Source organism: Microbacterium sp. TNHR37B, assembly GCF_001620065.1.
In the GTDB taxonomy this organism is placed as follows: Bacteria; Actinomycetota; Actinomycetes; order Actinomycetales; family Microbacteriaceae; genus Microbacterium.
Map to the genome: position 1 here is coordinate 814956 of NZ_LQGV01000001.1, position 24045 is coordinate 839000.

Sequence of the window (24045 nt, forward strand, 5' to 3'; positions counted from 1 at the left end):
GACGGGCTACCGGCCCAGAGCCTTCCCGATCCACGGTTCGACGCGCTGCGCGATGTCCGCGCCGATCACCGCGGAGTCCCGCTTCGCGCCCCTCACCTCGAAGGAGTGACCCGCGTCTTCCACCCAGAGGATGCTCGCCCGCGGCAGGCCGTCAACGACGGCCGTGAACTGTTCGAGGGGCTGGAGGAAGGGATCCGCGGTTCCCGAGACGAACAGCTGCGGCGCGGTAATCGCCGGAAGGTGGTCGGCCCGCACCTTGTCGGGTGCTCCCGGGGGATGCAACGGGTACCCGAGGTAGACCAGCGCAGCCGGAGCGATCACGCCCTCGGCAGCGGCCATCGACGCCATGCGTCCGCCGTAGGAGCGACCGGCCGCGATCATCGGGACCTCGGGCCGGCGCCGCGCAGCGTGCGCGAACACGGCGCGCCAGGCGGCAACGGCGTGAGCGGCGGGCCCCGGCATCCGCCGTCCTCGCTGGGCGTAGGGGAAGGCGAACCGGACGACGTCGAAGCCCGCGCCGGCAAAGGTGTCGGCCACACCCGTCAGGAAGGGATGGTCCATGCCTGCCCCGGCCCCGTGGGCGAGGACGATGACCGCCCGCGGCCCCTCGTCGCGCGCCCGAGCGGCATCCACCGCGATACGGACCTCCACGTCATCCGAAGGAAGCTCGACGAGGACGGACGTCACGTCGCGGGTTTCTGCTCCGCGGAGGGGTCGGTGTCATCGGTCCCGGGCGCCGGGGCGTCGGAGGTCGGCGCGGGCAGGTCGATGCGTTCCCCGTACTTCGGCGGAGGAAGCGGAGCGTCCGCGGGCGGCGACACCGGGGCGGAGGAGCGAGCGCGTGCCCCGAGGATCTCACGCGACCGCGGCAACGAACGCGGCAGCACCGTGACCTCGTAGTGATCGGCCACGACCTGCGTGATCGATGTGAAGTCCCGCCGACGTCGCAGGAGCGAGTAGGTGACGATGCTCATGAGCATGCCGATCGCGATGCCGACGAACATCACTCCGACGAACAGCTGGATCGCCGCGTTGGGCGTTCCGAGGACGAAGATCGCGGAGAAGAGCAGACCCAGCAGGATGCCGTTGATCGCGCCGGTGCGGGCGGCCGCGGCGTACCCGAGCCTGCCCGTCACGGTCTCCACCGAGCGAAGGCCGCGGCCGACGATCGCGATGTCTTTCGCCGGGATCTCGCTCGCGATGAGCTGCGACACCGCTTTCTGCGCGCCCTCGTAGGAGGAGAACTCGGCGATCGTCTCGCCGTGCTCCTGCGGTGCACCACCCATCATGCTCACACCACCCATCTTCGCATGCCCCGCCGTCGACGGAGCGGGACGGGATGCGCCCCGCCTCCCTCGCTCGCCGGCGGCGCGGGACCGGCCGGGCGCCGCGGTCGCGGGCTACGCTGGACGAGTGAGTACGCAGCGGGTTTTCGTCGCGCGCCTGGTCGGGTGCGCCGTCTTCGACCCCGCCGGCGACCGGCTCGGCAAAGTCCGGGATGTCGTCGTCATCTTCCGAAAAGACGATCCGCCTCGAGTCGTCGGACTCGTGGTGGAGATCCCCGGACGCCGTCACGTCTTCCTGTCGATCGGACGGGTCACCTCGATCGCGACCGGTCAGGTGATCACCACCGGTCTCATCAACGTGCGTCGCTTCCAGCAGCGCGGCGGCGAGGTGCGGGTGATGGCCGAGCTCCTCGGACGCAAGGTCTACTTCCGCGATGGCTCGGGCGAGGGCGTGATCGAAGACGTCGCCATCGAGCGCAACCGCCTCGGCGAGTGGGACATCGGTCAGCTGTTCCTGCGCAAGCCGAAGACGAGCGCGTCCCCCTTCGCGAAGGGCCCGACGGCCTTCGCCCAGTGGCGAGACGTGCGCGAGCAGCAGACACCCGGCGAGGCGCAGTCGGCGGAGCAGCTCGTGGCGAGCTACTCGGAGCTGAAGCCCGCCGATCTCGCCAACACCCTTCTCGACCTCCCGGAGGAGCGCCTCCTCGAAGTGGCCGAAGAGCTGCCGGACGGGCGTCTCGCCGACGCCCTCGAAGAGATGCCCGAGGACGATCAGGTGCACATCCTCGAGGCGCTCGGCGATGAGCGTGCAGCCGACATCCTCGATCAGATGGAGCCCGACGACGCCGCCGACGTCCTCGCCCAGCTGCCCGAGCAGCAACGTGAGGAGCTGCTGGAGCTCATGGAGCCCGAAGAGGCCGAGGACGTCCGCGAGCTTCTGAAGTACGGCCCCGACACGGCGGGCGGACTCATGACGAGCGAGCCGATCGTGCTGTCGGCAGACGCGACGGTCGCGGAGGCCCTCGCGCTGATCCGGCGACACGAGCTGCATCCGGCCCTGGCTGCCGCCGTCTTCGTCACCCTCCCGCCATACGAGACACCGACGGGAAGGCTCCTCGGCACGGTCCACTTCCAGCGGATGCTCCGCTACCCGCCGCACGAACGGCTCGGTGCGATCATCGACGACACCGCCGACGCGGTGCCGGTGACCGGTTCTGCCGCCGAGGTCGCACGACTCCTGGCCAGCTACAACCTCGTCTCCCTGCCCGTGGTGGATGCCGCTCACCGGCTGGTCGGAGTGGTGAGCGTCGACGACGTACTGGACTACCTGCTGCCGGAGGACTGGCGCTCCAACGACGGTGAGCAGGCGGCGGCGACAGCAGGGAGGCGATGATGGCACGCACGACTCGCCAGGCCTCCCTCGACGCCCCTCTGGGCCGCACGACCCTCCGGGCGCGTCCCCCGCAGCCCTCCCGCGACCGGTTCGGCCGATTCACGGAGTGGATCGCACGCGCGATGGGAACCCCGACGTTCCTGCTGCTGCTGACCCTGTTCTGCGCTCTGTGGATGACGTACACGGTGGTCGCCGAGGCCAACGGCTGGTGGCGGTTCGATTCGGCAGCGCTGGGGTTCACCGCCCTGACCCTCATTCTGTCGTTGCAGGCGTCGTACGCCGCCCCGCTGATCCTGTTGGCACAGAACCGTCAGGACGACCGCGACCGCGTTCAGATCGAGCAGGACCGGCAGCGCGCCGAGCGGAACCTCGCCGACACCGAGTACCTGGCGCGCGAGGTCGTCGCGCTGCGGATGAGCCTGACGCACCTGACCGACGAGCTCGTCAGCAAGGACACCCTCCGCCAGGAGCTCGCCCGACTCATCGAGCATCTCGACGCCCGGGCGGCAGCCGACCCGCAGACCGACGCGCCGACCGGCGACGCGCGGGCATGAGCGCCGACCCCGCGTCCTCCTCCGCGCACGACCGGCGGGTCGCCGCGGTCCACGCCGCTGTCGCCGCCGTGATGGATCCAGAGCTGCGCCGGCCGATCGGAGAGCTGGACATGGTCCGGGCGGTCACGGTCTCGGCGGATCGGGCAACGGTGTCCATCGCCCTGACGATCGTCGGCTGCCCGGCGGCTGACCGCATCGAGCGCGAGGTGCGGGCTGCGGCCGCCGGTGTCCCCGGCATCGAAGAGGTCGACGTCGAGGTCGGTGTGATGAGTCCCGCTGAGCGTACGGCGCTCGTGGAGCGCCTGCGCGGCGGCACCCGACGGATGCCGTTCGGACCCGACTCGCTGACGCGGGTGATCGCGATCACCAGCGGCAAGGGCGGGGTCGGCAAGTCCACGGTGACCGCGAACCTGGCGGTGGCCCTTGCCGCCCGGGGGCTCGCCATCGGGGTGATCGACGCCGACGTCCACGGGTTCTCCATCCCCGCGCTCCTCGGCCTCGTGGGCGACGACGGCCTCCCTCCGCAGCCCACCCGCGTGGGCGACCTGATGCTTCCGCCGGTCGCCTTCGGCGTCAAGGCCATCTCGATCGGCATGTTCCTTCCCCCCGGCGCCCCCGCCGCGGTGGCGTGGCGTGGACCGATGCTCCACCGCACGATCCAGCAGTTCCTCACCGATGTCTTCTTCGGCGACCTCGATGTGCTGTTGATCGACATGCCGCCCGGGACGGGCGACATCGCGATCACGGTGGGACAGCTGCTGCCCCACGCGGAGGTGGTGGTCGTCACCACGCCGCAGGCCGCCGCGGCCGAGGTCGCCGTACGCAGCGGGCTGCTCGCCCGCCAGACCGGCCAGCGCGTGGTCGGCGTGATCGAGAACATGGGACCGCTCACCCTCCCCGACGGGACGAGCCTGGATCTCTTCGGGCACGGGGGCGGGGAGGCGGTAGCCCGCGCGCTCACTGCCGCCCCGGCGGAGCGCTCAGCGGATACGGACGCACCCTCGGCTGCGTCGCCCGCAGTCGTGGAGGTGTGGGGGTCTGTGCCCCTGAGCGCCGCCCTGCGAGCGGGCGGCGATCAGGGCGTCCCCCTCGTCGTGAGCAGTCCCGACGACCCCGCGGCGCGCGTTCTCGAAGACATCGCGACACGCCTCTCCTCGCGGCCCCGAGGACTGGGCACGCGGCGGCTCCCCCTCACCGTGACCTGAGCCGCGCGTGGGCGGAGGACGGAGCCCGCCCCACCGCGGCTGCTTCGCCCCACCGCGGCTGCTTCGCAGAGGCTCGACTCAGGTCGCCTCGGAGTCGAACGGAACGCGGACCGCCGAACCCGGCTGGAACGTCTGCACCGCATCACGGGCGGTGTTCGTCGGCGTCGGTACCTCCGCTGCCGACGTCGACGCGGAACTGATCGGCGCAGCGACGGCGGTCGAGGTCGCCGCAGGAGCAGCGGGCGAGTCTTCCAGAAGTGCGTCGCGGATGATCCTACGCGGATCGTATTGTCGAGGGTCGAGCTTTCGCCACTCGATCTCGTCGAAGTCCTCGCCCATCTCGTCGCGGACGCGCGAGCGCGCTCCATTGAGCCAATCGCGCGCGCGGACGGTGAACTTCGCGAGGAGCTCGGCGTAATGGGGCAGCTTCTCGGGGCCGAGGAGAAGGGCAGCCACCACCGCGATGATGACGATCTTCTCCATGTCGATCCCGAAGAACATGGGTCAAGGTTACCCGTGCGCCTCGCCGCCCCGCGCCGCCGCGGACCGTACGCTTGCAGTGGAGGTGCAGGCAATGCGCGACAACGATGCTGAGGCGGTCCGACGGTTCTCGGACGAGGTGACGACGGAGCCCGAGACCATCGCCCGTGCGCGCTCTCACGCCCTCGAGCTCGGCGCTGATCCGGTCAGTGCCGCCGTCGGCGCGCAGTGCGCGGTCATCTCGGCAGCCACCGCGGCCCTGAACATCGTCGAGATCGGAACAGGAGGCGGCGTCTCGGGCCTCTGGCTCCTGCGGGGATCGCCTCGGGCGACGCTGACGACGATCGACGTCGAACCCGAGCATCTCGCCGCCGCACGCTCCGCCTTCTCCGACGCCAAGATCCCGCCCGCGCGTGCCCGCTTCATCACCGGCCGCGCTGCCGACGTCCTCCCCCGTATGAATGAGGCGTCCTACGACATCGTCCTGGTCGACGCAGACCCCGACGGCGTGATCGAGTACGTGGAGCACGGCCTGAGGCTCGTCCGCGCCGGTGGCACCGTTCTCGTGCCCCGCGTCCTCAACGGCGGCGCGGTGGCCGATCCCGTGCGTCGAGACAGCGTCACCGGCGCGTACCGGTCACTGATCCAGGAGACGCAGTCGTCGCCGGCCGTGCTCGGTGCGCTCTCGATCGTCGGAGAGGGTCTGCTCCAGCTGACGACCACGTCGGCCGAAGTCCGATAAGGCGTCAGCCGCGCCCGTCTCCGGTCACGCGGCCGAGACACGACGAGAGGCCGGTCCGAAGACCGGCCTCTCGTCTGCGGGGGAGGTCAGGCGGCGCCGACGACCTCACCGAGAACGCTGTGGAGTTCCTTCGCCTCGTCGTCGTTCACCGAGACGACGAGACGTCCGCCGCCTTCGAGAGGAACACGCACGATGATCAGGCGTCCCTCCTTCACGGCCTCCATAGGTCCGTCACCGGTTCGCGGCTTCATGGCTGCCATTGCGGCTCCTTTTCGTCGTGTACCCGACAAGTTTACCCGTCCCGACCGACACCTCGGTTCGGGCCGTCATCGAGACGCCCATTGCGGCTCCGCCGCGTTCACGGAATCTGGTAATACGTGGACGCGACGGCATACATGTTGTAGATCCACCACCACTGGCCGCAGAGACAGACACCGAGCACACCCGCCCGCCACACCCGCGACCGGGGAATCGCGAGGGCACCCAGCAGCGGCGACATCGGCAGGAGGAGCCGAAAGACGCTCGACTGCGGGAAGAACACGGCCAGGAGATAGACGACGTAACTCGCCGACCACAAGCGCACCTCCATGCCGAGCCTCCTCACGTGCGGCACGAACAGCAGCATGCCCGCCACGGCCACCACGCCGAGTCCGAGGGCGACATAGCCCCACTCCGCGGGCAGTCCCCACAGCGGGAACCAGATTCCCGCAGCCCGGACGAACCCGTCGAACGGGACGAACCCGCCCGACTCACCCGTCCACGCGCGCCGCCAGCTCAGCTCGGTCTCGAGGTAGCCGGCGGGGTCGCCGGTCACCGCCCCCACGATCCACTGCCAGGAGAAGCCGATGACTGCGGCCCAGAGGCCGAGCGCCACGATGTGGATGATCTCCCCCACGCCCAGCGGCTCGGTGCGCCGTTGCCACCATCGCCAGATGCCGAAAAGCGCCAGGAAGAGCGAGAAGGCGAGGACTCCGGGACGCGTGTATCCCATGAGCGGAATGAGCAGATAGAGCCATCCGAACCGGCGCCGTTGGACGCACCACAATGCACAGAACAGCCACAGCAGAAAAAGCGACTCGGCGTATCCGACGTGGAAGAGGGCGGCGAGGGGGCCGCTGACGAAGAACACGACAGACCACATCGCAGCGCCCTCACCGATGCGTTCCCGAAGGATCGCGTGGAGGACCAGCGCTGCGAGATAGCCCGCGACGAGGGCGACGATGAGGGCCCCCGCTCCGTAGTTCCCGAAGGGAGCACCCACGATCCGAGCGATCAGGGGGAACAGCGGCATGAACGCCCACTGGTTGGTGGCCACGTTCCCGCTGTCGTCGCGCGGCAGATCGCTCGGGTAGCCCTGGGCGGCGATGAAGCCGTACCACTCCGCGTCCCACCCCATGACGAACGAGCCGAGCGTGGCCTGCTCGCCGAAGCGGGAGCCGGGTCCGGAGATCTCCGCCGCGAGCAGCAGAAACGCAGTGGTGATCAGCCGCGCGGCGAGGTAGACGAGCGCGATTCGGGCAGCCGCGGGCGCAGCGCGCAGCCGTCCCCACGCGAGCGCGCTCAGCGCGCCGCCAGCCACGCCCGAAGGCCCTCTTCGACGGCCAGGATCTGCGCCACCGGGACGCGCTCGTTGTCGTGATGGGCAAGGTGCGGGTCGCCCGGTCCGAAGTTCACGGCGGGCACGCCGAGCTCGGAGAACCGCGCGACGTCGGTCCACCCGTACTTGGGCCGCGGCTCGGCGCCGACGGCGGCGAGGAACTCCTGGGCCAGCGGCGCATCGAGACCGGGACGGGCCCCGGGGGCGACGTCGACGATCTCCACGTCGAACCCTGCGAAGACCTCCCGCACGTGAGCGGCGGCCTCCTCGCCGGAACGCTTCGGAGCGAATCGGTAGTTGACCTCGACCGCGCAGAGATCGGGGATGACGTTTCCCGCGACGCCTCCGCGGATCGCGACCGCGTTGAGCCCTTCGCGGTAGACCAGCCCGTCGACGTCGATGCTGCGGGGACGATACTCCGCGAGGCGGGTCAGGATCGGAGCGGCCTTGTGGATCGCGTTCTCTCCGATCCAGGACCGCGCACTGTGCGCCCTCACCCCGTGCGTGCGGACGACGGCGCGGAGTGTGCCGTTGCACCCTCCCTCGACCTGGCCGTTGGAGGGCTCCCCGAGGATGGCGAAGTCCGCCTGGAACACCTCGGGCCGGCTCGCGACGAGACGGGTCAGAGCGTTGCGGGCGGAGTCCACCTCTTCGTGGTCGTACCAGATCCAGGTGAGGTCGACGCGGGGGTCGTTCAGTTCGGCGGCGAGCTTGAGCTGCACCGCCACTCCCCCCTTCATGTCGACCGTGCCCCGGCCCCAGAGGTAGGCCTGGCCGTCCTCGTCGACTTCTCTCGTGGGGAGGTTGTCGTTGATCGGGACGGTGTCGATGTGACCGGCGATCGCCACCCGCTGCGGGCGCCCGAGCGACGTGCGGGCGATGATGGTGTCACCGTCGCGCTCCACGTCGAGATGCGGATAGGCCGACACCGCCGCGTAGATCGCATCCGCCAGCGCGGTCTCGTCGTCGGACACGCTCGGGATGTCGCAGAGGGCGCGGGTGAGCTCCACCGATGAGGCGGTCAGATCGAGCGTGGGCATGACGACGAGTCTAGTGAGTGCCCTCGGGTACGGCCTTGGCGCTGCCGCAGACGACGGGGCCCTCGGCTCGCTGCCGATACGCTGGAACGATGAGTGACGCGCGTTGGGTGTGGGGTGCCGGTCTTGCCACGAAGAGCGGAGACGGAACGGTGCTGGACACCTGGTTCCCGTCGCCCGCGCGCGGTCGGGCGCCGGAGAACCCCGACCTCGACGTGGTGGCCGGTGGCGCCGGAGCAGACGAGCGTCGTGGAGTGACGATCGAGGTCGTCGTCGTCGAGATCGATCTCGATGCGCCCCCGGCCGGGACCTCCGACGCCTACCTCCGCCTTCACGCTCTGTCGCATCTGCTCGTGGCCCCCAACGACCTCGACCTCACCGGCATCTTCGGGCATCTCCCGAACGTCGCGTGGACGAACGCCGGACCGGTGCATCCCGACGACGTCACCCGTCTGCGCCCGGGCTTCGTGCGAGCGGGGATCCAGCTGCAGGGTCTCGACAAGTTCCCGCGCCTGACCGACTACGTGGTGCCGGCCGGCGTCCGCATCGCCGACGCCTCGCGCGTGCGCCTGGGCGCCCACCTCGCGCCGGGGACCACCGTGATGCACGAGGGCTTCGTCAACTTCAACGCCGGCACCCTCGGCAGCTCGATGGTGGAGGGCCGAATCTCACAAGGCGTCATCGTGGGTGACGGCAGCGACATCGGCGGAGGCGCGTCGATCATGGGAACCCTCTCCGGTGGCGGGAGCCATCGCGTGTCCATCGGAGCGCGAACCCTGCTCGGCGCCAACGCCGGGATCGGCATCTCGCTGGGAGACGACTGCGTCGTCGAAGCCGGACTCTACGTGACCGCGGGCTCGAAGATCACCCTCGCCGGTGAGCCGCCGCGTGCCGACGGCAGCAGACCCACCGTCAAGGGGGCCGAGCTCTCGGGACAAAACGGCCTCCTCTTCCGCCGCAACTCGGTCACCGGAGCCATCGAGGCCGTGCAGCGCGCGGGCGTGGGCGTCACCCTCAACGAGGCGCTCCACGCCTGACCGCCCCGAGCTCACGCGGTGCGACAGGACAGCCTAGGCTCGTGCCATGACGACACGGGTGCCGAAGAAGGTCTACGAACGCGAGCTCAAGGCGCTGCAGGCGCAGCTGGTCGACATGCAGGCGTGGGTGCAGGCGACGGGCGCCCGCATCGTCGTGATCTTCGAGGGCCGGGACGCGGCAGGCAAGGGCTCGACGATCAGCCGCGTCTCCCAGTACCTCAACCCCCGGGTCACCCGGGTGGTCGCCCTGCCGACGCCCACCGAGCGGGAGAAGTCGCAGTGGTACTTCCAGCGCTACATCGCTCACCTGCCCGCCGCGGGTGAGATCGTCTTGATGGATCGGTCCTGGTACAACCGTGCCGGGGTGGAGCACGTCATGGGGTACTGCACCAACGCGGAATATCACCGCTTCCTCCACCAGACGCCGATCTTCGAGCGCATGCTGGTCGAAGACGGGATCCTGCTCCTGAAGTACTGGTTCAGCGTGTCTGACGTCGAGCAGGAGGCGCGGTTCCGTTCCCGCAACGACGACCCGATGCGCCGCTGGAAGCTGTCCCCCAACGACGTCCTGTCGATCACCAAGTGGGAGGACTATTCGCGCGCGAAGGACACGATGTTCGTGCACACCGACATCCCCGAGTCCCCGTGGCACGAGGTCGACAACGAGGACAAGCGCCGCGGCCGGCTCAACATGATCCACCACCTGCTCTCGCAGATCCCCTACCAGCAGGTGGAGCGCGACCGGATCGAGATCCCGGAGCGCCCCGCGCCAGGAGGCTACGAGCGTCCGCCGCGCGAGCTCCAGAACTACGTGCCCGACTATGCGGCCGAGGTCATCGCGCGAGCCTCGTCGAACTGAGCTCAGCCGCGGAGCGCGGCCGCGCGGGCGTCGCGGTGCTCAGCCTCGGTGATGACGCCGCGCGCGCGGAGGTCGTCGAGCTCCCGCAATCGCTCCTCCAGGGTCGTGATCGGCGCGGCCGGCGCTGACGGCGCCAACGCACCGCTCTTGATCACCTTCGCCGCGATCTCCGCGTCCACGGCGAGCGGGTCGATTCCCGCGTCCGTGAGGATGCGGTACTTCCGCACCGCGACGAAGACGCCGAACACGATGACACCGACGGCGATGACGGCGAAGAGGCCCATGAGCCCCGCCATCCCGCCAGCGAGACCGGCCACGGGATCGCCCATACCCGGGTCGATGACGTCGACATCGGGGAGATCGTCCGGGCCCATGCGCTCACCATACCGCGCTGCCGCGGTCACCGAGACGTGCGTCGTGGAGCTGGGCGTGACCGATCGCGGCCGTTGACACCTGGCTGCTGGTACGTCAGCCGATGCCGGGGTAGTTCCTCGCAGCGGAGCCTGTGTACAGCTGCTGCGGACGGCCGATCTTGGTCTGCGGGTCCAACTGCATCTCGCGCCAGTGGGCCAGCCAGCCCGGCAACCGGCCGATCGCGAACAGGACGGTGAACATCCGGGTGGGAAATCCCATCGCCTTGTAGATGACACCCGTGTAGAAGTCCACGTTCGGGTAGAGGCGACGTTCCTTGAAGTAATCGTCGTTGAGCGCGATCTCCTCGAGCTCCTTCGCCAGATCCAGCAGCGGATCGTGCACGCCGAGCTCGGCGAGCACCTCGTCGGCCGACTCCTTGACGAGCTTCGCGCGCGGGTCGTAGTTCTTGTAGACGCGGTGCCCGAAGCCCATGAGCTTCACCCCGTCCTCCTTGTTCTTGACCCGTTCGACGAAGCGCTGCACGGTCTCCCCCGAGTCGCGAATGCGCGCCAGCATGTCGAGCACGGCCTCGTTCGCACCGCCGTGGAGAGGCCCGTACAGCGCATTGATGCCGGCCGACACGGAGGAGAACTGGTTCGCGCCCGTCGACCCCACCAGCCGCACCGTCGAGGTGGAGGCGTTCTGCTCGTGGTCCTCGTGCAGGATCAGCAGACGCTCCAGCGCGCGAGAGGTGACCGGGTTGACCTCGTAGATCTCGGCGAGGACACCGAAGTTCAGCTTGAGGAAGTTGTCGACGAAGCTCAACGAGTTGTCCGGGTACAGGAACGCCTGACCGATGCTCTTCTTGTGCGCGTAGGCGGCGATGACCGGGAGCTTCGCGAGGAGCCGGATGGTGTTGAGCTCGACGTGGTCGGGATCGTTCGGGTCGGACTGGCCCTCATAGTAGGTCGAGAGCGCAGCCGTGGCCGCAGAGAGCATCGACATGGGGTGAGCGGTGTGCGGGAGCGCGGAGAAGAACCGCTTGAGGTCCTCGTGAAGCAGCGTGTGCCGACGGATCTTCTCGTCCCACTCGGCGAGCTGGTCGGCGGTGGGGAGATCGCCGTAGAGGAGGAGCCACGCCACCTCGAGGTACGTGCTGTTCTGCGCGAGCTGCTCGATCGGATAGCCGCGGTAGCGAAGGATCCCCTCGTCGCCGTCGATCAAGGTGATCGCCGACTTGGTGGCCGCCGTGTTGACGAACCCATAGTCCAGTGCCGTGTGGCCGGTCTGTCTCGTGAACGTCGAGAAGTCGACGGCGGGAGTGCCCTCGGTTCCCACCAAGACGGGGAGTTCGGCGGTGCGGTCACCGATGGTGACGGTGGCCTGCTGGGGGGTTCCCGACTCGCTCACGAAGCCTCCTTGCGGTCGAACTGGGCGTCCTTACAGCCTACTGGGCTCTGCGGCCTACTCAGATCGTCACCAAAGGAACGGCGCGATCGCGAGAGGATTCCTCTAAGCGCGCAGTCGCCGCGCCGCGGTCTCGATCCGCTCGTCGCTCGCGGTGAGGGAGAAGCGCACGTGCTGCGGGAAATGGGTTCCGTAGAAGTGACCGGGGCCGGCGAGAATGCCCCGATCGGCGAGGGCGCCGAGCGACTCCCAGGCGTCCTCGCCCGCTGTCGCCCAGAGGTAGAGGCCCCCCTCGCTGTGATCGATCCGGAACCCGGCCGCCTCCAGGGCGGGCTTCAGCGCGTTCCGTCGCGCTCGGTACAACTCCTTCTGCCGAGCGACATGCACGTCGTCGGTCACGGCGGCCGTCATTGCGGCCTGCACGGGCGCGGGAAGCATGAGGCCGAGGTGCTTGCGCGCGGTGAGCAGGCGCGAGACCAGCGCCTCGTCGCCGGCGAGGAACGCGGCACGGTATCCGGCGAGATTCGACTGCTTGCTGAGGGAGTAGACCGACAGCAGACCGGCCAGGGCGCCGCCCGTGACCGCCGGATCGAGCACGCTGGGCACCCGCTGGCTGGCCCACGGGCCCTCCCACCCCAGCTCCGCGTAGCACTCGTCCGAGGCGAGCACGGCTCCGAGCTCGCGCGCACGCGCGACCGCGGCGCGGAGCTCCTCGACGCCGAGGACGCGCCCGTCGGGGTTGCCGGGCGAGTTGATCCAGACGAGCCTCGTCCCCTCGGGCCACTCACTCGGGTCGTCGGAAGCGACCGGACGCGCGCCCACCAGCTTCGCGCCGACGGCGTAGGTCGGGTAGGCGGCACGGGGATGCACGACGGAGTCGCCCGGCCCGAGGCCGAGCAGGAGCGGCAGCAGCGCCACGAGTTCCTTCGACCCGACGGTGGGGAGCACGTGCGACGGGGGCAGCCCCGTCACGCCCCGGCGCCGGGCGTACCAGTCGACGATCGCCTCGCGCAGCGCCGGGGTGCCGGTGGTCTGCGGGTAGGCGTGGGCGTCGGTGGCGTCCCGCAGCGCGCGGGCGACCAGTTCCGGCGTGGGGTCGACAGGCGAGCCGATGGACAGGTCGACGATGCCGTCCGGGTGCGAGCGGGCGCGCGCGGCGAACGGGGCGACCGCATCCCACGGATACTCGTCGAGGTCGGCGACACCCATCAGTGCGACTGGGGCGGAAGTGCGGAGATCACGGGATGATCCTTGGCGATCACGCCCACCTTGGCCGCGCCGCCGGGCGACCCGATGTCCTCGAAGAACTCGACGTTGGCGGTGTAGTAGTCCTGCCACTCCTCGGGCAGATCGTCCTCGTAGTAGATCGCCTCGACCGGGCACACCGGCTCGCATGCTCCGCAATCCACGCACTCGTCGGGGTGGATGTACAGGGAACGCTCACCCTCGTAGATGCAGTCGACGGGACACTCGTCGATGCACGCACGGTCCTTCACATCCACGCAGGGCAGGGCGATCACATACGTCACGCCTCAAGTCTAGTTCGTCGGCATCGCGGGTCGGCCCATGCCACGGGTTCGCTTCCACTGTCCGCTCGCTCTCGATGGGCAGTGCAGAAGGAGGTCAGTCGCGCGGGCGCAGGGCGGGGCGCGACGGCCACGCGACGACCAGGGCGACGACGATCGGCACCCCGATCGTCCAGATGATCCCGGTGGACACAGCGCCCTCGGCCGGCGCCGGAACCACCACCGATCCCCCCGGGCCCCGGCCCGAGAAGACGAGGGTCGCGATCATCGCCCCCAACCCGGTCGCCAGCGCGGCCCACCGGTCGCCGGTGAGCAGGCGCACGCCGAGGAGGATGGCGGTCGTGCCGATGAGGGCGACGACAAGGCCGATCGGCACGCCGGCCCATGTCGAGCCCTGCCCGATGGTCCCGGCAACGCCGAAGACGATGCCGACGACGAGGGCGACGATCCAGGACCCCCAGCGGGACAGACGCGTGCTCACCCGGTCAGTCTAGGCGCCGGCGCAGATGATCAGGCCGCCCAGCCCAGGGCACGCAGACCCGCCGCCACAGCGGCGGCCGCCACCACGACGACCAGGAAGGGAGCGCGCATCGCGAGCAGCCCTCCAGCCACCAGGAGCGCCGGGACCCGCGCATCGACCACGATGCTCTGTCCGAGGCCGAGGGCCTGCACGACCACGAGCGCCGACAGCAGCGCGACGGTGAGAAGGTCGGTGATCCGGGAGGGCGCGGGCGCATCGAACCACCGCGGCGGGACGAGGTACCCGACGCCCTTCAGCGCCACGCACAGGATCGCCGCCACGAGGACGGCTGTCCACATCGTCATGAGGCTCTCCCCCGCGCCAGGACCTCGTCGCCGCGGCCGTTGCCAAACCAGTTGAACCAGCCGACGACGACAGCGACTCCCGCCGCCACGAGCACTGGGAGGCCCGGCATCACGATGGGCGTGAGCGCGGTGGCCACGACCGCCGCGGCGACGCCCACGGCGACGGCCTGACGTCGCCGCAGCCGGGGCCACAGGAGCGCGAGGAACGCCGCCGCGGCGGCGGCATCCAGTCCATAGGCCCGCGGGTCTCCGAGGACATCGCCCAGAAGGGCCCCCGCGAGGGTCGACAGATTCCACCCGACCCAGATCCCGAGGCCCGTCACCCAGAATCCGACCAGGCGGGCGCGCGGCGTCGGCTGTGCCAGGGCGACGGCGGTGGACTCGTCGATCGTCAGGTGCGCGGCGGCGGTGCGCCGCACGGCGCCCGGCCCGATCACCGGCGACATCCGCAGTCCGTAGGCGATGTTGCGTGCGCCGAGGAGGCCGGCCGAGGCGATCGCGGCCGGCGCGGCGGCGAGGCCTCCGGCGGAGATGACACCGACGAAGGCGAACTGCGATCCCCCCGTGAACATCAGAAGACTGAGGACGCAGGTCTGCCAGAGGTCGAGTCCCGACGCGACCGACAGCGCTCCGAACGACACGCCGTACGCGCTCGTCGCGATCGCGACTCCGGCGGCCTCCCGTCGCGCGCGGCGCACGTCGGAGTCGTCCGGTGGCGAGGTAGGCATGGTCAGCATGATGCTCGGTCGGGGATTGTTCGTCAAATCAGCCGATCGTTCGTCATAATGAACAGATGAACACGAGTGCAGCGGACGGCGTCCAGCCGGATAAGGCGGACACCCTCGGCACGCGGATCGCTCGCGCCCTCCGGCGGGAACGGGAGCGCGCGGGGCTCGGTGTGGCGGGGCTCGCGCGTCAGGCGGGTGTGGCCAAGGCCACCGTGTCCCAGCTGGAATCCGGCGCGGGCAACCCCAGCGTCGAAACCCTCTGGGCGATCGCCACGGCGCTGGATGTGCCGTTCTCCGTCTTCGTGGACGCCCCGGCGGCGGAGACCCATGTGGTGCGGGCTGCGGACCGGCCGGGTGTCCGCGCGAGCGACGCCCCCTACGAGGCCTTCCTCCTCGCCGCCGGCGCTCCGCATGCCCGCAGCGACCTCTACATCCTGCGGGCGCAGCCGGGCGAACCCCGCCGCTCGCTCCCCCACCCGTCGGGGACCACGGAGCACGTCGTCCTGATCAGCGGACGCGCGTCGGTGGGTCCGGCCGGCGAACCCGTGGTGCTCCATCCGGGGGACTACATGCGGTATCGCGGTGACGCCGCGCACGTCTTCGAGGCGTGGGAGCCGGACACCACCGCGGTACTGGTGTCCGAAGTGCGCTGACGGCAGACTGCCCTCATGAACAGTCGTATCGAACGGCTGACCTTCGCGTCGGTGTATCCGCTCTACGTCGCCAAGGTCGAGCGGAAGGGACGCACCCGCGCCGAACTGGATGACGTGATCCGCTGGCTCACCGGGTTCGACGATGAGCAACTCCACCGGCACATCGACGAGCAGTCGACGTTTCGCGCCCTCTTCGACGACGCGAACCCGCCGGCAGCGATCGCGTCGATCACCGGCGTCGTGTGCGGGGTCCGCGTCGAGGAGATCGACGACCCGCTCCTGCGCAACATCCGCCTGATGGACAAGGTCGTCGACGAACTGGCCCGCGGCAAGGCCGTCGACCGGGTCATCCGACGCTGACCGGCGGCTGCGGCGACACCGGGTGCCGCCGCGGGATCAGGCGTTCGCGTCCTGGCGCTTGAGCCGCGCAGCGGCGCGACCGCGCTCGGTCGCGTCGAGGACGACCTTGCGGATGCGCACCTTCTCCGGAGTCACCTCGACGCATTCGTCGTCTCGCGCGAACTCCAACGACTCCTCCAGCGACAGCGTTCGCGGCGGGGTCATCGACTCGAAGGAGTCGGCGGTCGACGAGCGCATGTTCGTCAGCTTCTTCTCCTTCGTGATGTTCACGTCCATGTCGTCGGCGCGCGAGTTCTCGCCGATGACCATACCCTCATAGACCTCTTCGGTCGGCTGGACGAAGAACGACATGCGCTCCTGCAGAGCGATGATCGCGAAGGGGGTGACGACGCCGGAGCGGTCGGCGACGATGGAACCGTTCTGACGGGTGGAGATGTGACCGGCCCACGGCTCGTAGCCGTGCGAGATCGCGTTGGCGATGCCGGTGCCGCGCGTGGTGGTCAGGAACTCGGTGCGGAACCCGATGAGTCCCCGAGAAGGAACGACGAACTCCATGCGCACCCAGCCGGTGCCGTGGTTCGTCATCGTCTCCATGCGGCCCTTGCGTGTCGCCAGGAGCTGGGTGATCGCGCCCAGGTACTCCTCCGGGGCATCGATCGTCAGGTGCTCGAAAGGCTCGTAGGTCTTGCCGTCGATCTTCTTGGTGACCACCTGGGGCTTGCCGACCGTGAGCTCGAAGCCCTCGCGTCGCATGTTCTCGACGAGGATCGCCAGCGCGAGCTCGCCGCGCCCCTGCACCTCCCACGCATCCGGCCGTCCGATGTCGACGACCTTGAGCGACACGTTTCCGATCAGCTCGCGATCGAGACGGTCCTTCACCATCCGAGCGGTGAGCTTGTGGCCCTTGACCTTGCCGACGAGCGGTGAGGTGTTGGTACCGATCGTCATCGAGATGGCCGGGTCGTCGACCGTGATCGCAGGAAGCGGTCGGACATCCTCGGGGTCGGCGATCGTCTCGCCGATGGTGATCTCCTCGATGCCGGCGATGGCGACGATGTCGCCGGGACCGGCCGACTCGGCGGGGTAGCGCTCGAGCGCGCGGGTCTTCAGCAGCTCGGTGATCCGTGCGGTGGTGTGCGACCCGTCATGACGCACCCACGCGACCGTCTGCCCCTTCTTGAGCGTGCCGTTGAAGACGCGCAGGAGCGCGAGACGTCCGAGGAAGGGCGAGGAGTCGAGGTTCGTCACCCACGCCTGCAGCGGCGCCTCGTCGTCGTAGGAGGGCGCCGGAACGTGAGCGAGGATCGCCTCGAACAACGGCTCGAGATCGTCGTTGTCGGGCAGCGACCCGTTCTCGGGCCGATTGCGCGACGCGGCACCGGCGCGACCGGAGGCGTAGACGATCGGCACGTCCAGGAGGGCGTCGACATCGAGGTCAGGAACGTCGTCGACGAGGTCGGAGGCCAGCCCCAGCAGCAGGTCGTGCGCCTCCTCCTCGACCTCGGCGATCCGCGCGTCGGGCCGGTCGGTCTTGTTGACGAGGAGGATGACGGGGAGCTTGGCCTCCAGCGCCTTGCGGAGCACGAAGCGCGTCTGCGGCAGCGGTCCTTCGCTGGCGTCGACGAGGAGGACGACGCCGTCGACCATCGACAGTCCGCGCTCGACCTCGCCGCCGAAATCGGCGTGGCCCGGCGTGTCGATCACGTTGATCGTGACGGGCACGTCGGTGTGTGCGCCGTTGTAGGTGATCGCGGTGTTCTTGGCGAGGATCGTGATCCCCTTCTCACGCTCCAGGTCGTTCGAGTCCATCGCCCGCTCCTCGACGTGCGCGTGCTCGCCGAAGGAGCCGGTCTGGCGCAGCATCGCATCGACGAGCGTCGTCTTGCCGTGGTCGACGTGTGCGACGATCGCGACGTTTCGGAGATCCGGACGGAGGGCATGCGCCATGGAGGTGGTCCTTGCGGAGGGTGTCGATGAGGTCGATGTCGGAGAGCCCGCGCAGCAGATCCGCGCGCGGCCGACGTTCCAGGATACCCTGTGCGGCGCCCTGGGCCGCGCGTTCCGCGGATCGCGGTCGTCGACGGGACGCGGAACGGGGCGGGATTCCGAAGAATCCCGCCCCGTTCGGGTGCGAAGGGGATCAGCCCTTGTAGCCCACGATCGACCAGTCGGTCGACTTGAACGTCGCCTTGCCGAAGTTGACCAGCCCCTCGTCGGTCGCAGCGACCTCCGGGTAGGGGTAGATCGGGATGCTCGGCAGGTAGTCAGCGATCACGCCGCTGATCTCGTTCGCGATCTTGATGCGCGCGGCCGGGTCGAGCTCGGCGTTCGCCTTGTCGAACAGCGGCTTCAGACGGTCATCCGTGAAGAAGGAGTAGTTCTGACCGTTCTGGTCGCCGAACTCCTGCTCCGGGTAGTAGATCGTCTCGGACGACGAGATCGGGAACGGGGTGCCCTGCCAGCCGAACGTGGCGGCCTGGTACTTGCCCTCGGAGATGTTGACGAAGTAGTCCTCGGAGGGCGACTCGTCGATCGTGACCTCGATGCCGAACTCCTTCAGCGCGTCCTGGATGCCCAGTGCACGGTTGATGTTCGACTGCGTACCGGCGGGAACGATGATCGCGAACGTCAGCTTCTGACCGTCCTTCTCCCAGTTCTGACCGTTCTTGGTGTAACCCGAGGCCTCGAGGTACTCCTTGACCTTCTCCTCGCTGCGCTGGTACTTCTCACCGAACGCGTCGATGTAGCCGTCCTGGCCGGGCATGAAGATCCAGTCACCGAGCGTGGCCGCCGGGGCGCCGAGCGGGGTGTTGGCCACCTGCGCGATGAGCTCGCGGTCGATCGCCGAGGCGACGGCCTTGCGCACGTTGGCGTCGTCGAACGGAGCCGACTTGCCGTTGAACGTGAGGTGCGACCAGGTCAGACCGCCCGAGCGCTGGATGACCGCGCCCGCCTTCGACTCGGCCGTGGCCAGAGCGTCCGGCGTCTGGATCTCGAGGTAGTCGATCTCGTCGTTCGCGAACGACTGCGGCAGGGCCTCCTGAGCGATGCGCTTCCAGGTGATCGAGTCGAGCTTGGGCTTGTCCTCGCCCCACCAGTTGGGGTTGGGGACCATCGTGTAGATGGCGGCGTCGTTGTCGACCTTGTCGACCTTGTACGGGCCCGCCGTGGGGATCGGCTTGTTGGTGTAGCCGGTGTTGAAGGCGTCCTTGTCATTGGCGATCGCAGCCGGGATGACGGGGACGAGCATGAGGTTGGCCCAGTCGGCGAAGGTCGCCTTGAAGCTCACCGTGAACTCGGCGTCACTGACGACCTCGACCTTGTCGATCTGCGCGAAGACGGAGGACGGGATGACCTCGTAGCCGTCGTCGGTGTTGCCGGCGGAGTCGAGCGTGGCCTTCCAGTCGTCGGCCGTGATCGGCGAGCCGTCTTCCCAGACCGCCTTGTCGTTCAGCTTGACCGTGACGACCTGCGGCGACTCGCTGGTGAGCTCGACCGAGGTGGCGTAGTTCGGGTTCGCGACGACCTTGCCGTCCTCGGTCACCATGCCCAGGTTGCCGAGCGTCGGAGCGAGGAGGTTCTGCACCTCGACGTTCGCGGCCTTGGCATGGTTGGGGTTCCAGTTGCCCTCGTCGGTCGGCGTGCTCAGGATCGACAGGTTGAGCGTGCCGCCCTGCTTGACGTCCGAACCCGGCACCTGCTCGTAGGCGACGGTCGCCAACGTGGGCTGCTCGGACGGCGCAGGAGACGTGTTGGTCGGCGTCCCTCCACCGGCGCAGGCCGAGAGCAAGAGCGCTCCGGCACTGAGCACGGCGAGGGCCGCAACTGCTGTCTTGCGGTTCATGTGCGTTTTTCCTCTCTGGTGTCCCGTCGCACGCGACGGAAGTCTCTGAATCCTCGTCAGACCGCGACGAGGGTGTTCTTGTCGACGTGGTGGCAGGCTATCTCGACATCCCCGCGCACGTCGAAAGCGGGGTACTCGGTACGACACTTCTGCTGCGACGCCTCGTCCAGGATCTTGTAGAGCGGGCATCGTGTGCGGAAGCGGCAGCCGTCGATCTGGACGGCGGGGCTGGGCAGGTCCCCATCGAGCAGGACCCGCTCGCGGGTGCGCTCGATCCGGGGGTCCGGGATCGGCGCCGCCGACATGAGGGCCTGCGTGTAGGGGTGCCGGGGGTTCATGAAGACCTCCGCGATCGGCCCGGCCTCGATCACACGACCGAGATACATGACCGCCACGTCGTCGGCGAGCTGACGCACGACGGCGAGGTCGTGCGCGACGAAGATCATCGACAGTCCCAGTCGATCGCGCAGATCCTGCAGGAGGTTGATGATGCCGGCCTGGATGGAGACGTCCAGAGCGGAGACCGGTTCGTCGAGGACCAGCACCTTCGGGTTGGTCGCGAGCGCGCGTGCGATGCCGATCCGCTGTCGCTGACCGCCCGAGAACTCGTGCGGATAGCGGTCGGCCATCGCGGGGTCCAGGCCCACGAGGTTCAGGAGCTCCATCACTCGCGCCTCACGCTCACGCGGGGGGACCTTGTGCGCAAGGAGCGGTTCTGCGATCACTTCGCTGACGGGAAGTCGCGGGTCGACCGCCGCTGCCGGGTCCTGGAAGACGATCTGGATGTCCTTGCGCAGCGCGCGACGACTCGATGCGGTGAGGCTTCCCACTTCGCGTCCCTCGAAGCGGATGTTGCCGCTCTGCGGTGCCACCAGTTCCATGAGCTCCAGGATCGTCGTGGTCTTCCCGCATCCGGACTCGCCGACGAGCGCCAGGACTCGCCCCGGCTTGAGGTCGAAGGACACACCGTCGACGGCGCGGACCGTTCCGACCTGCCGCCGGAAGACTCCTCCCCGCGTGAGCGGGAAGTGCTTCACGAGGTCGTCCACCTCGACGATGGGCTCATCGCTCGTCTCGGCCTTGACCGTCTCCGGCAGCGCCGGCGGACGCGGGAAGATCTCGGCGCGGGGCAGTGTACCCGCCGCGATCTCACCGGCGCGGTGGCACGCGGCCTGGTGCCCTTCGACACCCGTGGGGTGGACGAGCTCCGGCTCGACCTCGCGGCACACCGCGATCGCGGCGGGGCAGCGGTCGGCGAACGGGCATCCCTTCGGCAGAGCGGACAACTGCGGCGGACGACCCTCCAGCGGCACGAGGCGTTCGGTCCCGGCGGTGCGGATGTTGGGCACGGAGCGCAGAAGACCGACCGTGTAGGGCATCGCGGGCTGGCTGAAGAGGGTGTCGACGTCGGCGATCTCGACGAGCTTCCCCGCATACATGACGCCCACGCGGTCGGCGTGACCCGCGACGACGCCGAGGTCGTGCGTGATCAGCGACACTGCGGCGCCCGTGAGACGCTTGGCCTCCTCGAGCACCTCCATGATCTGCGCCTGGATCGTGACATCGAGCGCCGTGGTCGGCTCGTCGGCGATGATGAGTCGCGGATTGTTCGCGATCGCGATGGCGATCATCGCGCGCTGGCGCATTCCACCGGAGAACTCGTGAGGGAAGGCCCGGACGCGGCGTTCGGGGTCGGGGATCCCGACGATCTTCAGCAGTTCGATGGCCCGCTTCTGCGCTGCCTGAGCGCTCAGGTGCCGATCGTGCAGCCGCAGTCCCTCCGCGATCTGGTCGCCCACCGTGTACACCGGTGTGAGCGCGGAGAGCGGATCCTGGAAGATGATGGCGAGCTCGGAACCGCGGATCTTCGAGAACCGCCGGTCATCGAGATCGAGCAGATTCTTGCCCCGGAAGAGGATCTCGCCCTCGATCTGGGCGGTGTCGGGAAGAAGCCCCATGATGGCCAGCGACGAGACCGACTTGCCCGAACCGGACTCACCGACGATGCCGAGGAACTCGCCCTCGTGAATCGTGTAGCTCACGTCGCGCACGGCGCGGACGGGGGATCCGTTGCGCTGCGGGAAGGTCACGGTGAGGTTCTTGACCTCCAGGAGAGGAGTGTTGAGGTTTTCAGCCACGGTTGACTCCCGAGGTCGGATCGATGGCGTCGCGGAGGGCGTCGCCGAGCAGGCTCAGGCTCAGCAGCAGCAGGACGAGGACGCTGGCGGGGAAGGCGAACAGCCAGGGACGGGTCGCCGCCGCCGTGTTGCCGTCGGCGATGAGCACACCGAGCGACACGTCAGGCGCCGGAACGCCGAAGCCGAAGTAGCTGAGACTCGTCTCGGCGAGGATCATCGCGCCCACACCGAGCGCGGCATCGATGATCAGCAGCGAAGCCACGTTGGGGACGATGTGCCGCGTGACGACCGACCACGATCCGAAGCCCATGTAGCGGGCCGCCTTGACGAACTCGCGCTCGCGGAGCGACCGCGTCTGCGAGCGGATGACCTGTCCCATGATCATCCAGCCGAACAGCGCGAGGAAGAACGTCATGACGATCCAGCTGGCGCTGCGGAAGAACGGCCACAGCAGCACGAGGATGAAGAACGACGGCAGCACCAGCAGGAGGTCGATGAACCAGGCGATGACCTTGTCGGCCCAGCCGCCCAAGTAACCGGCGATCGATCCCACGATCGCCGCGATCGCCGTGGCGAGCAGGCCCGCGACGAACCCCACGATGAGTGAGATGCGAAGACCTGCCATCACTCGGGCGAAGATGTCGTACCCCAGCGTGTCGGTGCCGAACGGGTGCGCCAGGCTCGGCGCCTGGTTGAGGGCGAAGTAGTCGCGCTCGGTGTGGCTGATCGGCCACAGCATGGGCCCGAAGATCGCCCAGAGGACGATCGCGGTGAGGACCACGCCGCCGATCCAGAACTGCTTGGACGAGCGCAGTCGGCGCCACACCACGCGGGCGCGGGAGAGCGGGCGCCGGACCTCGATGAGCTCCTGGCTCTGCTCGACCTGTTGGGGGGAGAACGACACGTCAGCGCCTCACTCTCGGGTCCAGGGCTGCGTACAGCACTTCGGACAGCGTCGACGAGCACAGGATCAGTACCGCGACGAACATGGTGGAACCGGCGAGGGCGTTGATGTCCTCCTGGCGCACGGCCTGAATGGCCCACTCCCCCATGCCGTGCCAGCTGAAGATGACTTCGAGCATCGTGGAGCCGGCGACGAGGGTCCCGAAGCTGTACGCGAAGAAGGTGGACATCGGGATGAGAGCGACGCGGACGCCGTGACGCACCAGCGCCGACCCGCGGGTGCGCCCCTTGGAGCGCGCCGTGCGGATGTAGTCCGCACCGAGGACGTCGAGCATCGCGTTGCGCTGATAGCGGCTGTACGACGCAGCGGCGGCGAGGATCAGGACGAGCGTCGGCAGGAGCAAGTGGGAGAGGCGGTCTCCCAGTTGTGGCCAGAACTCGTCGGGTATGCCCGGGGAGTACTGACCGCTGAATCGGATGACTTGCGCGCCGACGAGCTGGTTGAAGTTCGTCGCCACGATCATCAGCAGGATCGCCATGACGACGGTCGGCGTGGCGAAGACGAGGTAGGACACGATCGTCACCACGCGGTCGCTCAGGCGGTACTGGCGCACCGCTCCCCAGACACCGAGGATGACGCCGAGGATCGCGCCGATGAGAGAGCCGATCAGCAGGAGCTGCAGGCTCACGCCGGCGCGCACCCAGATCTGGTCGATGACGGGCTGATTGCCGACGGTGAGACCGAGGGAGCCCTGCGTGAAGAGATTCCAGAGCCAGCGTCCGAGGCGGACGATGAGCGGGACCTCACGGTTGACGCCGAGGCGATCGAGGATGGAGTCGACCGTCTCCTTCGGCACCGGAGGGTTGCGCAGCTGGAACTGTCGCGCAGGGTTCAAGCCGATGCTGGCGAGCATGTAGGCGAGGGAAGTCGCCACGAGCGTCAGGATGAGGTAGTTGATGACCCGACGAAGGAGGTAAAGCGTCACGCGGAGTCGGGTCCTTTCTCACGGCGAGGGGATTCGACCGAGCGCTTGCCTCGCGCTCGCTGCCCCGCAGCCTCGTCAACGGTAACAAAGGTCGAACGGAATGGACCCCTGTGTTGAACATGTCGTTTCAT

General features: G+C 68.8%; 26 protein-coding genes. 8 read left to right on the forward strand and 18 right to left on the reverse strand.

The features are described from left to right. Nucleotides 1-6 precede the first annotated feature (6 nt). Together AVP41_RS04010 and AVP41_RS04015 are read right to left on the reverse strand one after the other, a co-directional pair. Nucleotides 7-687, reverse strand: a complete 681-nt coding sequence (locus AVP41_RS04010; RefSeq protein WP_067161048.1) for an alpha/beta hydrolase family protein — start codon at nt 685-687, stop codon at nt 7-9. Then, nucleotides 684-1289 (reverse strand): general stress protein, encoded by a 606-nt coding sequence (locus AVP41_RS04015; protein WP_067161051.1) that lies wholly within the window; start codon nt 1287-1289, stop codon nt 684-686. The genes AVP41_RS04010 and AVP41_RS04015 overlap by 4 nt, the downstream gene beginning before the upstream one ends. A gap of 124 nt (nt 1290-1413) precedes the next feature. On the opposite strand from AVP41_RS04015, the gene AVP41_RS04020 reads away from it, so the two are divergent. From AVP41_RS04020 to AVP41_RS04030, 3 genes are read left to right on the forward strand one after another with little or no spacing between them, the layout of a single operon-like run. After that, nucleotides 1414-2679: a magnesium transporter MgtE N-terminal domain-containing protein gene (locus tag AVP41_RS04020; protein WP_067161054.1), complete on the forward strand. Its 1266-nt coding sequence runs from the start codon at nt 1414-1416 to the stop codon at nt 2677-2679. Continuing rightward, the gene (locus tag AVP41_RS04025) at nt 2679-3233 is read left to right on the forward strand and encodes a DUF1003 domain-containing protein (protein WP_067161057.1); all 555 of its coding nucleotides are present in this window, start codon (nt 2679-2681) and stop codon (nt 3231-3233) included. Before AVP41_RS04020 ends, AVP41_RS04025 begins: the two co-directional genes overlap by 1 nt. Then, nucleotides 3230-4438, forward strand: coding sequence for an Mrp/NBP35 family ATP-binding protein (locus AVP41_RS04030; protein ID WP_067161060.1), 1209 nt, complete (start codon nt 3230-3232; stop codon nt 4436-4438). The genes AVP41_RS04025 and AVP41_RS04030 overlap by 4 nt, the downstream gene beginning before the upstream one ends. A gap of 78 nt (nt 4439-4516) precedes the next feature. Here AVP41_RS04030 and AVP41_RS04035 read toward each other — a convergent pair whose 3' ends face one another. Further along, the gene (locus tag AVP41_RS04035; protein ID WP_067161063.1) at nt 4517-4939 is read right to left on the reverse strand and encodes a translocase; all 423 of its coding nucleotides are present in this window, start codon (nt 4937-4939) and stop codon (nt 4517-4519) included. Nucleotides 4940-5012: 73 nt separating this feature from the next. On the opposite strand from AVP41_RS04035, the gene AVP41_RS04040 reads away from it, so the two are divergent. Beyond that, nucleotides 5013-5660 (forward strand): O-methyltransferase, encoded by a 648-nt coding sequence (locus AVP41_RS04040; protein ID WP_067161066.1) that lies wholly within the window; start codon nt 5013-5015, stop codon nt 5658-5660. 86 nt (nt 5661-5746) lie between these two features. Here AVP41_RS04040 and AVP41_RS16275 read toward each other — a convergent pair whose 3' ends face one another. The 3 genes from AVP41_RS16275 to dapE form a co-directional block, all read right to left on the reverse strand. Next, nucleotides 5747-5920 carry a DUF3117 domain-containing protein gene (locus AVP41_RS16275; protein WP_082406089.1) on the reverse strand — a complete coding sequence of 58 codons (174 nt, stop codon included), beginning with the start codon at nt 5918-5920 and terminating at the stop codon, nt 5747-5749. Between the two features lie 98 nt (nt 5921-6018). After that, entirely contained in the window at nt 6019-7239 is a 1221-nt protein-coding gene (locus AVP41_RS04045) for a hypothetical protein (RefSeq protein WP_067161069.1), read from the reverse strand. Further along, nucleotides 7221-8297 carry a succinyl-diaminopimelate desuccinylase gene (gene dapE / locus AVP41_RS04050; protein WP_067161071.1) on the reverse strand — a complete coding sequence of 359 codons (1077 nt, stop codon included), beginning with the start codon at nt 8295-8297 and terminating at the stop codon, nt 7221-7223. Before dapE ends, AVP41_RS04045 begins: the two co-directional genes overlap by 19 nt. A gap of 89 nt (nt 8298-8386) precedes the next feature. Here dapE and dapD point away from each other — a divergent pair, with 89 nt between their 5' ends. Together dapD and ppk2 are read left to right on the forward strand one after the other, a co-directional pair. Then, nucleotides 8387-9331 (forward strand): 2,3,4,5-tetrahydropyridine-2,6-dicarboxylate N-succinyltransferase, encoded by a 945-nt coding sequence (dapD, locus tag AVP41_RS04055; RefSeq protein WP_067161074.1) that lies wholly within the window; start codon nt 8387-8389, stop codon nt 9329-9331. 46 nt (nt 9332-9377) lie between these two features. Further along, on the forward strand, nt 9378-10190 hold the full coding sequence (gene ppk2, locus AVP41_RS04060) for a polyphosphate kinase 2 (RefSeq protein WP_231902656.1): 813 nt from the start codon (nt 9378-9380) through the stop codon (nt 10188-10190). Nucleotides 10191-10192: 2 nt separating this feature from the next. Here the strand turns inward: ppk2 and AVP41_RS04065 are convergent, their stop codons facing one another. The 7 genes from AVP41_RS04065 to AVP41_RS04095 all read right to left on the reverse strand — a co-directional run bounded on the left by AVP41_RS04065 (nt 10193) and on the right by AVP41_RS04095 (nt 15030). Further along, the gene (locus tag AVP41_RS04065) at nt 10193-10564 is read right to left on the reverse strand and encodes an SHOCT domain-containing protein (RefSeq protein ID WP_067161077.1); all 372 of its coding nucleotides are present in this window, start codon (nt 10562-10564) and stop codon (nt 10193-10195) included. A 94-nt stretch (nt 10565-10658) separates the two neighbouring features. Next, complete coding sequence (locus tag AVP41_RS04070) at nt 10659-11954, reverse strand: citrate synthase (protein ID WP_067161080.1); 1296 nt, start codon at nt 11952-11954, stop codon at nt 10659-10661. Nucleotides 11955-12056: 102 nt separating this feature from the next. After that, complete coding sequence (gene dapC / locus AVP41_RS04075; protein ID WP_067161083.1) at nt 12057-13160, reverse strand: succinyldiaminopimelate transaminase; 1104 nt, start codon at nt 13158-13160, stop codon at nt 12057-12059. Continuing rightward, entirely contained in the window at nt 13160-13480 is a 321-nt protein-coding gene (gene fdxA / locus AVP41_RS04080) for a ferredoxin (RefSeq protein ID WP_067161086.1), read from the reverse strand. The genes dapC and fdxA overlap by 1 nt, the downstream gene beginning before the upstream one ends. Nucleotides 13481-13574: 94 nt before the next feature. Beyond that, entirely contained in the window at nt 13575-13958 is a 384-nt protein-coding gene (locus tag AVP41_RS04085) for a DUF6113 family protein (protein WP_067161089.1), read from the reverse strand. A gap of 29 nt (nt 13959-13987) precedes the next feature. Further along, the gene (locus AVP41_RS04090; protein ID WP_067161091.1) at nt 13988-14302 is read right to left on the reverse strand and encodes a branched-chain amino acid transporter AzlD; all 315 of its coding nucleotides are present in this window, start codon (nt 14300-14302) and stop codon (nt 13988-13990) included. Continuing rightward, nucleotides 14299-15030 (reverse strand): AzlC family ABC transporter permease, encoded by a 732-nt coding sequence (locus AVP41_RS04095; RefSeq protein WP_067162771.1) that lies wholly within the window; start codon nt 15028-15030, stop codon nt 14299-14301. Before AVP41_RS04095 ends, AVP41_RS04090 begins: the two co-directional genes overlap by 4 nt. 65 nt (nt 15031-15095) lie before the next feature. Here AVP41_RS04095 and AVP41_RS04100 point away from each other — a divergent pair, with 65 nt between their 5' ends. Together AVP41_RS04100 and AVP41_RS04105 are read left to right on the forward strand one after the other, a co-directional pair. After that, entirely contained in the window at nt 15096-15683 is a 588-nt protein-coding gene (locus AVP41_RS04100; RefSeq protein ID WP_067161096.1) for a helix-turn-helix domain-containing protein, read from the forward strand. A 15-nt stretch (nt 15684-15698) separates the two neighbouring features. Then, the gene (locus tag AVP41_RS04105; protein WP_067161099.1) at nt 15699-16043 is read left to right on the forward strand and encodes a DUF2200 domain-containing protein; all 345 of its coding nucleotides are present in this window, start codon (nt 15699-15701) and stop codon (nt 16041-16043) included. A 36-nt stretch (nt 16044-16079) separates the two neighbouring features. Here the strand turns inward: AVP41_RS04105 and typA are convergent, their stop codons facing one another. The 5 genes from typA to AVP41_RS04130 form a co-directional block, all read right to left on the reverse strand. Continuing rightward, nucleotides 16080-17990, reverse strand: a complete 1911-nt coding sequence (typA, locus tag AVP41_RS04110; RefSeq protein WP_067161102.1) for a translational GTPase TypA — start codon at nt 17988-17990, stop codon at nt 16080-16082. 193 nt (nt 17991-18183) lie between these two features. Further along, entirely contained in the window at nt 18184-19887 is a 1704-nt protein-coding gene (locus tag AVP41_RS04115; protein ID WP_067161105.1) for an ABC transporter family substrate-binding protein, read from the reverse strand. 56 nt (nt 19888-19943) lie between these two features. Further along, the gene (locus AVP41_RS04120) at nt 19944-22025 is read right to left on the reverse strand and encodes an ABC transporter ATP-binding protein (RefSeq protein WP_231902657.1); all 2082 of its coding nucleotides are present in this window, start codon (nt 22023-22025) and stop codon (nt 19944-19946) included. Further along, entirely contained in the window at nt 22018-22929 is a 912-nt protein-coding gene (locus tag AVP41_RS04125) for an ABC transporter permease (RefSeq protein ID WP_082829002.1), read from the reverse strand. Before AVP41_RS04125 ends, AVP41_RS04120 begins: the two co-directional genes overlap by 8 nt. A 1-nt stretch (nt 22930) precedes the next feature. Further along, the gene (locus AVP41_RS04130) at nt 22931-23914 is read right to left on the reverse strand and encodes an ABC transporter permease (RefSeq protein ID WP_067161111.1); all 984 of its coding nucleotides are present in this window, start codon (nt 23912-23914) and stop codon (nt 22931-22933) included. Between the last annotated feature and the right edge of the window lie 131 nt (nt 23915-24045).